Source organism: Pelodictyon luteolum DSM 273, from assembly GCF_000012485.1.
Taxonomy (GTDB): Bacteria; Bacteroidota; Chlorobiia; order Chlorobiales; family Chlorobiaceae; genus Chlorobium; species Chlorobium luteolum.
On sequence record NC_007512.1, the window covers coordinates 1107364 to 1122132 of the forward strand.

Annotated in this window: 12 protein-coding genes; 11 read left to right on the top strand and 1 reads right to left on the bottom strand. The window is 55.7% G+C overall.

Going from position 1 to position 14769, the window contains the following annotated elements:
• The first annotated feature begins 4 nt into the window (after nucleotides 1–4).
• The 5 genes from PLUT_RS05135 (at nucleotide 5) to PLUT_RS05155 (ending at nucleotide 7350) form a co-directional block, all read left to right on the top strand.
• Entirely contained in the window at nucleotides 5–1390 is a 1386-nt protein-coding gene (locus tag PLUT_RS05135; protein WP_011357718.1) for a glycosyltransferase, read from the top strand.
• Between the two features lie 33 nt (nucleotides 1391–1423).
• Nucleotides 1424–3916 carry a polysaccharide deacetylase family protein gene (locus PLUT_RS11105; RefSeq protein WP_011357719.1) on the top strand — a complete coding sequence of 831 codons (2493 nt, stop codon included), beginning with the start codon at nucleotides 1424–1426 and terminating at the stop codon, nucleotides 3914–3916.
• 37 nt (nucleotides 3917–3953) lie between these two features.
• Nucleotides 3954–4814, top strand: coding sequence for a glycoside hydrolase family 75 protein (locus PLUT_RS11110; protein ID WP_011357720.1), 861 nt, complete (start codon nucleotides 3954–3956; stop codon nucleotides 4812–4814).
• A 329-nt stretch (nucleotides 4815–5143) separates the two neighbouring features.
• A complete protein-coding gene (locus PLUT_RS05150) occupies nucleotides 5144–5902 on the top strand; it encodes a hypothetical protein (protein WP_041463817.1) in 759 nt (252 codons plus the stop codon).
• Between the two features lie 236 nt (nucleotides 5903–6138).
• The gene (locus tag PLUT_RS05155; protein WP_011357722.1) at nucleotides 6139–7350 is read left to right on the top strand and encodes a DNA recombination protein RmuC; all 1212 of its coding nucleotides are present in this window, start codon (nucleotides 6139–6141) and stop codon (nucleotides 7348–7350) included.
• A 332-nt stretch (nucleotides 7351–7682) separates the two neighbouring features.
• Here PLUT_RS05155 and PLUT_RS05160 read toward each other — a convergent pair whose 3' ends face one another.
• Nucleotides 7683–8939 carry a DEAD/DEAH box helicase gene (locus PLUT_RS05160; protein ID WP_011357723.1) on the bottom strand — a complete coding sequence of 419 codons (1257 nt, stop codon included), beginning with the start codon at nucleotides 8937–8939 and terminating at the stop codon, nucleotides 7683–7685.
• Nucleotides 8940–9395: 456 nt separating this feature from the next.
• Here PLUT_RS05160 and PLUT_RS05165 point away from each other — a divergent pair, with 456 nt between their 5' ends.
• The 6 genes from PLUT_RS05165 to PLUT_RS05185 all read left to right on the top strand — a co-directional run bounded on the left by PLUT_RS05165 (nucleotide 9396) and on the right by PLUT_RS05185 (nucleotide 14695).
• Complete coding sequence (locus PLUT_RS05165; protein WP_238974629.1) at nucleotides 9396–9758, top strand: hypothetical protein; 363 nt, start codon at nucleotides 9396–9398, stop codon at nucleotides 9756–9758.
• 144 nt (nucleotides 9759–9902) lie between these two features.
• Nucleotides 9903–10166: a hypothetical protein gene (locus PLUT_RS05170; RefSeq protein ID WP_011357725.1), complete on the top strand. Its 264-nt coding sequence runs from the start codon at nucleotides 9903–9905 to the stop codon at nucleotides 10164–10166.
• 19 nt (nucleotides 10167–10185) lie between these two features.
• Nucleotides 10186–10341, top strand: coding sequence for a hypothetical protein (locus PLUT_RS11720; protein WP_157858145.1), 156 nt, complete (start codon nucleotides 10186–10188; stop codon nucleotides 10339–10341).
• 317 nt (nucleotides 10342–10658) lie between these two features.
• A complete protein-coding gene (locus PLUT_RS05175) occupies nucleotides 10659–12011 on the top strand; it encodes a tetratricopeptide repeat protein (RefSeq protein WP_157858146.1) in 1353 nt (450 codons plus the stop codon).
• 33 nt (nucleotides 12012–12044) lie between these two features.
• Nucleotides 12045–13550 (top strand): glycosyltransferase, encoded by a 1506-nt coding sequence (locus tag PLUT_RS05180; protein ID WP_011357728.1) that lies wholly within the window; start codon nucleotides 12045–12047, stop codon nucleotides 13548–13550.
• A gap of 14 nt (nucleotides 13551–13564) precedes the next feature.
• Complete coding sequence (locus tag PLUT_RS05185; protein WP_011357729.1) at nucleotides 13565–14695, top strand: glycosyl hydrolase family 8; 1131 nt, start codon at nucleotides 13565–13567, stop codon at nucleotides 14693–14695.
• The last annotated feature ends 74 nt before the right edge of the window (nucleotides 14696–14769 follow it).

Below are 14769 nucleotides of genomic sequence, written 5' to 3' on the forward strand. Positions count from 1 at the left end.
AGCAATGAACAACCTGCTCTTAGGAGGCACAATGATCGAGACTGCATCAATCCATCTTTCAGGGCCGCTCTCTGAAGCTTCGCCCTTCAGACTCAGGCATCCGGGAGCCGTCATTCTATCCGCGATCATCTCACTGCTGGTTTCCATGGGAATCTGGAGTTTCATGCCCGGGTGGGTCGACTCGCTCAATGTTCTCATCTGGGGTAATCCGACCCGGTCATTTCCCGTATGGATGCATCAGGTGCTCGACATGTTCTTCCTGATCTATCTTGCGGGGTCGCTCTTTCCGTTCCTCTTTTTCATCGGCCTTACCATGCTGCCCGAAAGGAGGATTGCAGGCAATACCTCGCTTCCGTTCGTATCGGTCATCATTCCCTCCTTCAATGAGGAGGACAGCATTGCCCAGTGCATAGAGTCGGCTCTGGCTCTCGATTACCCGGCATACGAGATCATCATCGTTGATGACGGCTCGCGGGACCTCACCCTGCCAATCATCGAGCGATATGATGTTTCCGTTATACGGCTGCGCACCAACAGGGGAAAGGTTGAGGCGCTGAACCGGGGAATTGAAAAGGCAAAGGGTGAAATCATCTTTTTTACTGATTCCGATTCATCGCTTGATCCGAAGGTTCTCCGCTACCTTGTGGCAGGCTTCAGTGATGACACTGTCGGTGCGGTTGCCGGGATGGTGCTGCCGAAGCGGCACAACAGTTACCTCCTCAGGATGCAGACCATCGAGTATATCTATGGCCAGAGCATCATCAAGAAGGCGCAGCTGAAGTCGGGCGGCGCAGTGAGCATATGCCCGGGCCCTGCCACCGCTTTCCGGCGCAGCGTACTGCTTGAGACTGGCGGGTACAGGAACAGGACTCTGGCTGAGGATTTCGACATAACGCTTGAAATGATGGAGTTGGGCTACCGTGCTGTCTACGAGCCGAGAGCCGTTTCATATACGTCGGCGATGACTGGCTGGAAGGGCCTCCGCAAGCAGCGCATACGCTGGTCAAGGGGCCATCTCCAGGTTTACCGTGAGCACCGGGGGATGATGTTTTCGGACATCGGCGGTCCCATCAGCCTGTTCTGGATGCCATGGTCGCTGTTCATCGGATATGGAAGTGCATTTCTGGAAATGGCTTTTCTCGGCGTCTATCCGCTGCTCGTCATCATTTCCTCGATGCCGCTCCTGTTCCTGAAGCTTGGGCTGTCATACATGGTGATCCTGGAGTGCATCAGCGCAATGCAGGGCATCATACCCCTCATGCAGGCACGCAGGCTGACCCCGTCTCTCGCTCTTGCTTCATTTACAACGCAGCCCTATCGCATTGTCCTGAGCTATATGCGCATTGTCGCCTATACCCACGAAATGCAGGAACGCAGCAATACCTGGTAACAAACCGCAATCATTCAACCCTTGGAGCCTATCATGAAGAGCCTCATTCTGACGGCATGCATCCTTGTGTCACTGTTTGCATCATTGACAGCCTCTGCATCAAAGCCGGTGCCTGCTCCCGTGCTTCTCACGCTCGATACAGAGCTCGATGGTGATGTTCTGGCACTCAATACGCTTGGCATTGATGTGCCTGCAACATATTTCATAACAGGGAAATTTGCTGTGGCATATCCGGAACTTGTCGCCAAGCTTGCAGCGGCAGGCAACACCATCGGGTCACATTCCCATGCCCACCCGCATCTTCCGGCTCTTTCACAGGACTCTCTGGAGCATGAAATCCGCATATCAAAGACGATCCTGGAATCGGTGACCAAAAAGCCCGTTGTCTGGTTTCGTTCGCCCTATATGGAATACGACCTCCGCGCAATGAAAGCACTCAAGGCACAGGGATTCCTGTATGACAGCTCGGATTCAGAGCACTGGGAGGAACAGTCTGTGCTGGCTGAGCTGCCGATTTCCGACATACGCCGCGGAGCCATGCTTGCTTCTGATTACGACCTGATCATCGAGCAGCATATGAAGGAAAATGAGTTTGAGGATGCCTTAAAGGAGCTGTACCGGACGAAGAGCATCCTTGGCCAGCCGGCAGTCATTCTGCTGCATCCGAAAAATGCTGCCATCTATCCAAAAGCGCTTCAGAATTTCATCGGTTTCGTGAAAAATGAAGGCGGACGGTTCGTAACTGCCGATCAGTATGTCGCAGAAATGCAGGCTCATAAGCCAAGCCGTTACGCTCTTTGGGTTGATTTCAGCGAGGGCGGAATGCCCTCACCTGAATACATTGCCGCGAATCTGGCCAGGACATCGGTCACCGACGTGTTTCTTATGGCAAAGGATGCCGAGGGGACCTTTTACTATGGACCGAAAAGCGCCGACGACGTATTTGGCCGCACCCTTGCACTCCTGCGCAAGCAGGGACTGAAGATTAAGGTGCATGCATGGCTTCCCGCACTCTCTGATGGCCGGGCGCTCAAAAAGCACCATAGCTGGGCCATGACCGCCCAGAACGGGCGCCTTTCGGCACACTGGATGTCACCGGCCAACCCGGAAGTAGCTGCATACATGAAATCCACCGTTACAGATATCATCAGGAACTACGGGGTGGAGGGCATCCATCTTGACCGCCTGTCCTATCCTGACCTTGATTACGACTACAGCAGGGAGAACATCAGGGCGTTTGCCGCGGCAAAGGGACTTGGTTCCGTTCCGGCTCTCAATGAGCTCCTGACCCTCCATTACAACTCCTGGGTCAACTGGCGGAGCATGCGGGTGAGTGAATATGCCGCGAAAGTCGGTGAAGCCGTCAGAAAGGCCGGAAACGAGGATGTTGAATATTCTGCAGAGATGCAGGGTAAGCGCGTCTTCAACTTCAATGATGTTGCGCTCTCAGGCCAGGAAGTGTCGCTGCTGGCACAGTCTTTTGATTTTATTGTGCCGATGCTCGAGGTTTCCGCTACTCTGGAAGATCGTGAGCTGATCGAGCGGACCATTGCCTCATTCAGAATCAGGGCGGGAGAAAAGCCCCTCATCATGCGGGTTATGCTCCCCTCCAGCGGCAGAACTGTTTCGCCGGAGTACCTGTCAGGTGTTCTCGGCGCTCTTTCCAGAGGTGGTGAGGGCATGGGTTTCTCATCCTATCAGGCTGTTTTCGGGAGTCAGAGGGGCGGGAGGAGCATTGATGAGGGTAACCTCGACGCCATCAACCGGGTGTTCGGGGGGGCGGGGCTGAAGCCGTTCGTCATGCCTCATCAGCCAGGTACCCTTACGTTCTTCAACATACCTGTTCTGCCCGGTGTCTTTACCCTGATGATGGCTGTGGTTCTCAATATGGTGGCAATGCCCGTATTCGGCAGGAAGACCCTTGAGAATGGTACCGACGGCATGATGTATGCGGAGCCGGAGGGTGATTCAGGCTGGCGGGAGATAGGGTCCAGAACCCATGCGGGGCTTCTGGACGGCCCTTCTGCAGAGCAGATCTGCAGCATGCTGCGCAGTTACGATGCCCGCGGGGTTCATCAGAACAGAATTATCCTCGTGCTCGATACCATCTCCCGGCCGGGTGCTCCGATGCCCCGCCTGTATGAGATCGTGTCCGGTTCAATGGAGTGGAAGTCCCTTGCCCTCAAGTACTTCCATGAGGTATGCCTGCTTGGATATGCCGAGATCGACGACCGTAATGTCACGTTGACGTCCGAGGGTTGGAGGATGCTTGAGGGTGCCCGCAAGGAGGGCTTCGATGCACCGTTCTGGTCATTCATGGAAGAGCGCCTCCATGAGACGGTTTTGGTCAGGTGCCCGCATTGCGGGGCTGAGAATGTTACCAGCTTCTACTGGCAGACCTTTGAGTGCAATGAGTGCGGGAAGGTTCAGCGTCTGGGTGAATCATCGGTGGTGGCGGTCCGCACTCCTGCAGGGAGCGTCTACAGCAGCGATACAGTCCAAACGCCTGAAGCCACTTCCCTGTGAACACAGAAACCGCTGACAATCCTTATGCAACGTACACATGAGTAACAGCTCTCTACGCCACTTCACCTTCATGCTTGCCGTGCTTGGATTCGGGATCTCGCTCATCTCCACAGGAGTTCCCGAGCTCCAGGCCGGCGAATTCAGGGCGAAGGCATGGAAGAAGTATCGGGGAACGAGGATTTACATGCTGCAGGACCGGAGTGCCTACTCTTACGTCACCGGATTCATGACTATCGACGCCGATGGTGCACCGAACGCCTACCATCCGAATAATTCGGGCCTTGACGACCTTGCCAATGCGGGATATCCCCGTCATTCATGGTGGAATACGGTACTGGTCCCCGATCCGGCCGACGGCAGCAGGCCGTATATCATGAAATCCGGCCCCTATGCCGGGTATTACATTTCCATGACCACCCTTAAGGATCTGCGGTATGCTGAGACCGATTCTCGACGCTATGTTGACGCCTCGAGGATTCCCTACATTGTATTCCCTGAGACGTTTGCCGCTATGGACGGGGTAGGGCAGATTGGTGATTACGGCGTTGCCGTGAACCTCGACAACGGCAGTTCGTCAGGCTTTGTCGTCGCCGATATCGGGCCCAGAAGGCATCCTCTCGGGGAGATTTCCATCGCTCTTGCCACCAGGCTTGGCGGAAAGGATGTATCGGCCAGAACCGGACCGGCCAAGCCGCTGGGGCAGATTCTCTATATTGTCTTCCCCGGATCCGCCAGCCGCCATCCCTGGCCGCGCGACCTGCACGCCATCGAGTCGATCACGCAGAACATGCTGGTCAATGCGGGTGGTGCCGGCACCCTGTCAGCACTTGCAGGGTATCGGCTTCCTGCCGCTTCGGCCCGTGCTTTGCCGCCGGGTGAGGGACCACGAGGCCGCTGAAGCCCTGCACTGCTTCTTTCTGGGGGGGGTACCCTCCAGCCCACCCGCCGGGCAGCGCACCGTAGCAGATGGGCTGTTCGGCTGATGAGATATCATGCTGATCGATGAGGGCTATAGAGTTGTGTCATCATGATGCAACTGTTGCGCATTGCTCCTTATCAGGCATTCTTATCCATTCATCCATATGAACTTAAGTCTCTATATAAAAAGGGCCTAGGGGATTAGTGGCTTATTGGCATGGTTCTTGTGATTAGATATTCTCACGGGTTCGACTCCTCTAAACCACCAACCCAGCAGCAATGCAGTCCATATCTAGGCATTCTCTCATCGTGCTGTCACTTTTCCTGCTTGCGCCTGTTTTGCCGGCCACTGCAGGAGCCACCATGGTTCTTTCGGCAGTTCAGTCATCCGGCCCACAGACGTCGATTGATCCTGGCGCATTCATGATGCTCTTTGTTGTCATTGGGGGCGTTGTTGCTGCACCCTTACCTGGAAAAAAGACCGATGCAGGCAGCTCTCTATCAGCGGCGAGGCTCAGGGTGCATCGGGTTGACTGGCAGAGGATCGACCGGGCCGCTTGCCAGGGTGTGCTTGATGGTGCAGACGGCGGGCTGGTGAACGGGATGATGCGTGAGAATGATGTCCGCAATGTCCATCAAAGCCGGATCGCCCTGGTGATGGACGCCCTCGGGCGCTCATCTTCCCCTATGCTTGAACTCTATGCGGTCGTCGAAAACAGCTATGAATGGAAAGGCTTGGTGCTGAAGTATTTCCATGAGGTCTGCCTTCTCGGGTATGCTGAAATCAACGAGCGGTTCGCAAGCCTCACCGAGAAGGGCTCAGCTGTCCTCGAAGGTGCCAGAGCGGAGGGTTTTGATCCCGCTTACTGGGGGTTCATGGAGCGCCGGATGCATGAATCCGTTTCGGCTGTCTGCCCGCATTGCGGCAATACGACCCATACGCACTTTTTCCGGGACGACTATGTCTGTTCGGGATGCAGTAAGAGGGTTCGGCTCCAGGAGTCCGAAGCGCTCATCCTCAGATGCAGCGATGCTCATCTACGGCCCCGGATGGCAGCATCACAATGACTTGAAAAGGTATAACCCTGTTCACCCTTTTCCGGGAATACGGGCTACAGCATGTATGCATATCCCGCTTGACTTCATACGCCGCAACCCTCTCAGAGCGTGAGCAATACCCTGATGCCGCTGCCTGACGGGGCCTGCTCTTCAATCGATGGCCGGGTAGGGTTTTTTGGTGAATGGAGGCGTATATTTAGGTGAACGCATCCCATGAAACCCCCTGAGCCAACCCCTTTATCTCCATGATATCCCTTCTTGCAGGCCTGTCCCTTCTGCTTCTTCTCTTTCTGCTTCTTGCTGTCCGCCGGATCATGTCCGATGCCGCAACCCTCAGCCAGCAGCAGGTCCGTTACGCAAAACTCGAGTCTGAACTCGAATTCGAGCGCAGCCGCTCCACCGGGCAGGCCGGTTACATTGAGGCCTCTGAAATGCGCCTTCAGGAAGCCTTCGAAAACCTGTCCCGCCGCATGCTTGATGAGCGGGGCAGAGCCCTTGGCGAGGATTCCCGTACACGTATGGATGCCCTGCTCCAGCCGCTCCGTGAGCAGCTTGAGGCGTTCCGCCGTAGGGTTGACGAGGTGCATATGAAGGATGTCGAGCTTTCCGGTCAGCTTCGTGAGCAGGTTCAGCAGCTCATGCAGCTCAACAGCAGGGTGAGTGACGAGGCCAACAATCTTGCCCGTGCAATCAAGGGCGAATCAAAAACCCAGGGAGATTGGGGTGAGCTCGTCGTTGAGCGGATTTTTGAAGCATCAGGCCTTCTTGAGGGGCGGGAATATCTGGTCCAGGAGAGTTTCAGGGATGAAACCGGCCGTCTGCTGCGTCCCGATTTCATGGTTAACATTCCCGGAGGCAAAAGTATCGTCGTTGACGCGAAGGTTTCCCTGACTGCCTATGACCGGTACTCTGCATTAGAAGATCCGGTGGATCGGAAGGAGGCACTCAAAGAGCATGTGGCTTCAGTAAAACGACATATTTCGGAACTGGAGCAGAAGGACTATTCAGGGATCGGCGGCAACCGGACGCTTGATTTCATCATCATGTGCATTCCTGTTGAGCCGGCCTGGCAGGCGGCGATGCAGGGTGACCCTGAACTGGTCTACGAGCTTTCAGGCCGTAATGTCGTGATATGCGGTCCCGCTACCCTCATGATCACCCTGAAGCTGATTGCGCAGATATGGCGCCGTGAAAACGAAAACCGGAACGCGGAGAAAATAGCCGAGAAAGCGGGCAGGATCCATGACCAGGTTGTCCTTGTGGCTGAATCCCTTCTGGATGCCCGCAAAAAGCTGACCGGCGTGAACGATGCATTCGATCTTACTCTCCGCCGGCTGAGCGAAGGGAAGGGCAATCTGGTTGGAAGGGTGGATGACATCAGAAAGCTCGGCGCCAAGGTCAGCCGGAAGATTCCGGATGAACTCATGGTGAAGGAAGATGGTCCGGATGATGAGTGAGTGAGGATTTGCTTTCCCTGCTTTTTTTCTACTTGACGCAAAGAACTTTAATAAGCAAAGTTGGCGGCACAGGCGGAAAAAAAGCGGACTGGGGGCGGTGGGCTTTGTCTGTTCAGGAATGTTGCGCTCATTGTCCGGCGCTGCACTGCTATGCGGGCCCGTTCGCATGTGCCGGAAGCTCATGCGGTGCCCTTAGTCGTTTTTTTCTGATGGGGGGATTTGTTCAGTGACGGCGTAACGTACGACTGCCCTCCCTCCCTGTTGCGGAGCTTCGGGGAGGGAGGGCAGTCGTGCGGATGGGATATGAATCTAAACTCTTCGGAACCGTTCGCTTACCACCTTTTTCCGGCATTGGCGGGGCGTTGTTTCGGCCTGGCGTTTCCCTGCGGCCTCGGTGCCGGGTGACCACTGCGGCCGCGTCCCTGCTCCTTGATGATCTTTACCGGGTTGTGGTCCATGAGTGGAAAGGGGTGGCTGTCGACGACGGGAATGCTTTTGGCGATGAGCTTTTCAATGTCGCGCAGGTATTCTTTCTCCTCGGCATCGCAGAATGAAATCGCCGTACCGGCCGAGCCGGCCCTGCCGGTACGTCCGATGCGGTGCACGTAGGTTTCAGCGATGTTCGACATTTCATAGTTGATGACCCATTCGAGATCGTCGACGTCGATTCCCCTGGCGGCAATGTCTGTTGCGACAAGCACCCTCGTTTTCTGCGACTTGAAGTTCGACAGGGCCCGCTGGCGGGCATTCTGGGCCTTGTTGCCGTGAATGGCCTCGGCCGTGATGTTGTGCTTCTCGAGGTGGCGCACCACTTTGTCGGCGCCATGCTTGGTGCGTGTGAACACCAGAACAGTCCTGATGTCGGGGTTCTGCAGGAGATGGACCAGAAGTCCGCTCTTGTTGCCTCGATCCACGAAGTAGATCTGCTGGTTGATGATGTCAACCGTAGAGGAGACCGGCGTGACCGACACCTTCGCGGGATGGCGAAGGATGGTTGAGGAAAGCCTCTGGATTTCCGGGGGCATGGTTGCCGAGAAGAAGAGCGACTGGCGTTCCTTCGGCACGGCGGCAAGGATTTTGCGGATGTCATGGATGAAGCCCATGTCGAGCATGCGGTCTGCTTCGTCGAGCACGAGGATTTCGATGTCGTGCAGGTGCAGGATGCCCTGATTCATGAGGTCGAGGAGCCGTCCGGGTGTCGCCACAAGGATGTCGACTCCGCGGCGAAGCGCATTGACCTGAGGGTTCTGGCCTACGCCGCCGAAGATGACCGTGTTGGTGAGGCCTGTATGGCGGCCGTATGCTGAAAAGCTTTCTCCGATCTGGATGGCAAGCTCACGGGTCGGCGTGACGATGAGGCTTCTGATCTTACGTTTGCCGTCAATCGCTTTGCGTTCACGGAGCAGCTGGAGGATCGGGATGGCGAATGCGGCGGTTTTGCCGGTCCCGGTCTGGGCGCATCCGAGAAGATCACTCCCTTTAAGGATGAGCGGAATGGCTTCCGTCTGTATCGGAGTGGGGTGTGTGTATCCTTCCTCTTCGAGAGCGCGGAGGATGGGTTCGATGATATGGAGCGAGCTGAATTTCATGGGGGGGGATTGGTGTTGCCATGGAGCCCCCGGTAAGGATAACGGCAGGGGGGATTGCCGCCGGATAAGGTCCGGCTGGTCGGAATATATGATTTCCTTCCGGTAAATCTTCCTTTTCCTTTGATACTATGCTCGAATGCGGAGGATAGTCTGGTGCCTGTTGGGAATGCGCTATGAGCTTCGCGGTCCCAGGAAGGGCCTGCATATAAACGTATTGCAATTGTCAGCGTGATTCGATTGCCGGTTCGACCATTTCGTCGTTCTGGCGACGAAGCGGTCGGGGGGCGGCTTCGGTTCAATGGCCGGAAATGAGCTGCTTCAAGATCGCAAGGTTTTGTAATGAAACACTATGCGTTGTTTTTGCCTTTTCTGGCACGCTTCTTGAACTACATGATGTGACAGCGTCTGAACACTGAAATCCACAACACAACTAAAGGAGTTGCTATGCATGCTTCGATGCGTCTTTTAATCATCACCGGCGTCCTCTTATCCCTTCCGCTTTCCTCACCGCTTTACGCCAGAGGCGGCGGCGGTGGTGGCGGGATGCGCTCCATGGGCATATCCGGCGGGGGTGGCAACGGTACGGGCAGCATGAACATGTATCAGGGAAGCGGCGGGAAAGGGAAGGCCGATGCAGACGGCGACGGCATCAATGACCGCGCCCGTGATTCTGATGGCGACGGCATTTTCAACGGACAGGATGCCGATTACGTTCGCCCACAGGACGGGACAGGACGGGGCGCCACAGAGTTCCAGGGCTCCGGGACAGGTGTTCGCAAGCTTGACGGCACAGGGCCGGGTGCTGTTACAGCAGAATAAGATGACTGCAGGGACCCCGGAGCGGGTCCCTTTTTTTTCCTGCCTTCCCGTCTCACCTAAAAAAGAATTTCGCACTGGATTTGTCATATATTATATGCAGATGCAGCGTGCCGATATTCCCCTTACCCCCTGATTCCGTGCTCCATGTCCCTTTCCTCCATTACCAGTAAAGACCTTCTCGGCAGGCTTCAAAATGCCATCTACCTCGAGGAAACCGGGATAGCCCTCTATACGAAACATCTTGCCAACACGCTCTTTTTTTCTGGATTCAGCGCTTCCAAACGTTTACGGATGCAGGAAATACTTGCTCTGCTTGCCTCCGAGTCCAAAGGACATGAGGCCGCCCTCTATAACGTCATCGAATTCGTCAATTCATCCGGTCTAGATGTTTACCCAAGAGAGTTTTAACGAATACTTCCAGCAGCTGTTGGAACTTGAGCAGATGATGCACCGGGAGGCTTCTGAGCTTGCGGCATACCTGCCCGAAGGGAAATACTCACTGCTGATGCGTCATGTGGCAGAGGATGAAGCCCGCCATGTAGAACTTGTCGAAGAGCTGATCCGTCTTTCACGGGAAGCCTGATGCGCCGACGCATTTTTAAATCCGCCGCTCATCTCTGGATTGTTGCAGCCTCTGCTGCGGCTGTGGCAGGATCGACGGCAGCCATCTTCCTCAGCACGCAGGATACTTCCCAGCCCTGGGGCCGGTTCGCGGCTATGTATACTCAGCCTCCGGTCGTTGGCATCCCGCATCGTCCGGGCGATATGGTCCTGGATGAGATGGACTTTGCTCCAGCTCCCTCAAGCATATCTGCCGGACCAGTGCCTTCTGTCGGGCTCTCACAGGAAGTTCCGGGAGTCATGGGTCCATATTCCGTCGAGCAGCATGCGGTGCCTGTTATGGCCCCAGCAGGAGATGATGCGCTGTGGCGTGCACGGCGGTTGAGCTGGCGTCGTCAGTTCCGCCCCGCCCTCGCCCTCTATGACAGCCTGCTTGCTGCCGGCGATGAACCCCTCGTTCTCTTGCGTGAAAAAGCCCGTGTGCTAGGCTGGATGGGTCGGTACGGGGAGGCCCTTGAATGCTACGGCGAAACGGTCCGCCGCTACCCTGACAGCGCGGCTGCTGCCGCAGAGGCGGATGCAAAAGCAGCCCTGTATGACGGACGGTACCGGGACGGTGTCCGGGCTTACCGCCGGTGGCTGGATCTGGAGCCGGAGAGCCCCGAGGCGCTCTTCGATCTCTCACAGCTCCAGTATGGACAGCAGCGATGGGCTGATGCCATAGCCCTGACCGACCGTTTGCTCAAGGAGATTCCCGGTCATGATGCTGCCCGTCAGGTGAGGCGGAAGGCTCTCTTCCATGCCGAGGGTACGCCGCTTTATTCCGAGGCCGTGTTTTTCCATTCCGAAGGCGGTACGCGTCAGGCGGAGCTCGAATACCTCTCGATTGCCTCCTCGGTTGCACGTCCGCTCAATCCTGCACTGATGGCCGCCATCAAGGTCGATACCCGCTTTTACAGGTTTAGCGGAAGCAATCCGGATCCTATGGCCATCACGACATCTGCCGCATTAACCTACCGCCGGAGGCCGGATGCTGCAGTCGAAGGGTTCATCGGCAGCACCATGAAATCTAACGGCCCCGACAATACTGTTACCGGGGGACTCGGAGTTCAATCTTCGCCTCTCGATGACCTGCATCTCGCTTTCCGCTACCGTCACGGAGATGTTGTGGAAAATGCCGCCACATTCCTTGACGGCCTCAGCGAAAACTCCCTCACCGTCCAGACGCTATACCGGCCCTCCAGAAAATGGCAGGCGGGCCTTGAGGGATTTCGTTCATGGTATTCAGACGGCAATGTGCGCACCGATTACGGCGTTGAACTCCGCTCCCATCTCTCCTACGAACCTACCCGCCTTACCCTGTTCTGGCGCTGGGACTCGTTCGGCTACAATCAGGAGCAGCCGGACTATTTTACACCCGGCACATTCAATGTCCATCATGCGGGAGTTGATGCCATCCATTACTTTAAGGGCGATGCACTCTACGGGGGAGGCAACAATACCTCCATCAGGATGCGAGGCAGCTTGAACTTCGAACCCTCCGGCGGCCGCTCTAAAAGTGTGCTTGCGGAGTTCCGTCATGATTGGAACGACCGGTTGAGTTCATCTCTTCTCTACGACCGGACATGGAATGATGAGTCCGGTGTCTACAGCGCAGACAGGATGGCGGCTTCATTGCTCTGGTATTTTTAATCGGCAGGCATAAATTCTGGATCAAGGGATAGTATGAGAAAAGCGCCGATCTCCGGCCTCTTTGTGGTGCTGGTCGTTCTGCTCTTCATTGCGCTGGCGGTCTATGTGGCTGTCCGTGGTTATTTTCTGGTCGTTTCCGATTATCCTCTTGTTGAGCGCATCTACGGATTTGTGTTTTTTGCCGCCGAACTGTTCGTCCTTCTGCACGGGTTCGGCTATTTCACCAATGTGCTTGCGCTCTCCATCAAGCCTTATCGTAATCAGCAGGCTGCGTCTCAGGAACAGCCCGCGGTGGCCATCCTCATACCTGCACGCCATGAGCCAAAGGAGGTTCTTGAACAGACCCTTCTGGCATGCCGCAACCTCGGCTACCCGAACAAAACGATCTACATCCTTGACGACTCCTCGATTCTCTCCTACAAGGATGAAGCGCGGGAACTAGCCTCCCGCTTCAATGTCGAACTCTTCAGCAGGGATGGAAACCGCGGTGCGAAGGCCGGGATGCTCAATGACGCACTTGCCCACATCAATGCGAAGTACATCGCAGTATTCGATGCCGACCAGAATCCCATGCCGGGATTTCTGCAGAAAATCGTTCCCGTGCTCGAAGCCGACAGTCGTCTGGCACTGGTCCAGACACCCCAGTTCTACACCAATACGGAAGAGAGCCGGGTTGCATGGTCGAGCAACATCCAGCAGGCGGTTTTCTACGAGTACATCAGCGAGGGCAAATCGGTAAAAAACGCCATGTTCTGCTGCGGCACGAATTTCGTAATGCGAAAAGATGCACTTGATAGTGTCGGCGGATTCGAGGAGGGTTCGGTCACCGAGGATGTGGCCACTACCCTCAAACTCCACATGGCAGGCTGGAAATCTCTCTATTATGAGCACGCATACGTTTTCGGTATGGCACCTGAAAACCTCGGATCGTATTTCATGCAGCAGAACCGGTGGGCCATGGGCAGTGCACAGCTTTTCAGGAAGGCTGCAGGGTTGTTCCTCAGGCTTCCGGGAAGCCTTTCCCCTCTCCAGTGGTTCGAGTATTTTCTTTCCGGCAGCTACTATTTCATTGGATGGGCCTACCTGATCCTCCTTTCGGCGCCGATCAGCTACATCCTTTTCGATACCCCTTCATATTTCATGGACCCTTCGGTGTTCATGCTCACCTTCATACCCTATTTCATTCTTTCAGTGCTGCTGTTCTATTCGGGCCTTGAGATGCGCCATTTCTCTCCCTTCAACCTCATCAAGGGGCAGATGCTTGCCATGATTTCCATTCCGGTCTACATGCGTGCCGTCGTGCAGGGCGTCCTCAACATTTCCGTACCTTTCCAGGTCACGCCCAAAGACGGAGCCGGAGCGCTGTCCTACACACAACTTGTCCCTCAGCTCATGCTCTGGGTACTGCACCTCGCCTCTCTCTGCTGGGGTCTTCTGCGGATCTATTATGAACAGGATATCTCACTTTTCATCAATGTCTTCTGGATCGGGTACCACCTGTTTCTTTTCAGCGGGCTCTTTTATTTCAACGAAGAATGAGGTCCCGCAGCAGCATGCTCATTGTTGGGTTGCTGGCCCTTGCCACAGTCTGGCTGGTGTCATGCTGGCCGGCTGAAACCGATGATGCCATCGTTCTCCGCAAATCATGGGCCGGATACCTGCACACGTTTGTCCAGGATGGCAGGGTGGTAAGGCCCCGGAACGGCTTCGACACCGTCTCTGAAGGTCAGGCCTACGCCATGATCCGGGCGGTGACGGCGTCCGACCGGACCTCGTTCGATGCCATTCTCCTCTGGACTGAGAAAAACCTCTCCCGAAGAGAACAGAGCGGTGACAACCTTCTGGCCTGGCATTATGCCGATGGTAGGGTCGTTGACTGGCAAGCGGCATCTGACGCAGACATCGATTATGCATACAGCCTCCTGCTTGCCGGAAGGAAATGGGGGGATCCATCCTATGCCAGGCTCGCACGAAAGGTGCTCGCCGATATTCTCCGCCTGGAAACCATCTCCTATGAAGGCAGGCTCCGCCTGCTTCCCTGGAACCGGAAACCCACGGACGGGAATGGTTATGTGGTCCAGAACCCATCCTATTATTCACCAGCCCAGTTCAAGCTGTTCTTTGCCGAGACAGGTGACGGGCGATGGCTTGAGCTTGCCGCAACCGGCTATGACCTGCTTGACCGGCTGCAGGAGCCGGCCGGCGGCGGTGCCTTCCTCGTGCCGGACTGGTGCCGAATAGGCGAAGGGGGTGATTTGAGGGAGCTTGAAGGCTATTCATCGCTCTACGGCTGGGATGCGTTACGGGTCCCGATGCGCATTGCACTTGATCATGCACTTTTTCATGAGCCCAGAGCCGCCCGGGTGCTTGGGCGCTTTGCTGAATTCTATACCAGCGAATTCAAGCGGTTCGGTCATGTGCATTCCGTCTATTCAACCGGGGGCAGATCAGTGGTGTACGATGAAAACCCGCTTTCATATGCCGCTGCATACGCAGCCCTTGAGGCGTCAGGATCGCCTCTGGCGGAAACAGCGTACCGCCGTCTGCAGCGGTTCAGCCACCTGAAGAAAGGCCACATCTACTATCTGGACCGTAAGGATTACTATGCCAACAGCCTTTCCTGGCTTCCCTCCTATTACCGTCTTCTCCTGAACTCTCGAAAATCTTCCCTCCAGGACAGGTAGTGTCCTACCGGGTTAAGTATGTTCGCATGCAATGTTCCAGCTGCAGGGGATGGATGGAGTACTTGCAGCAGCGT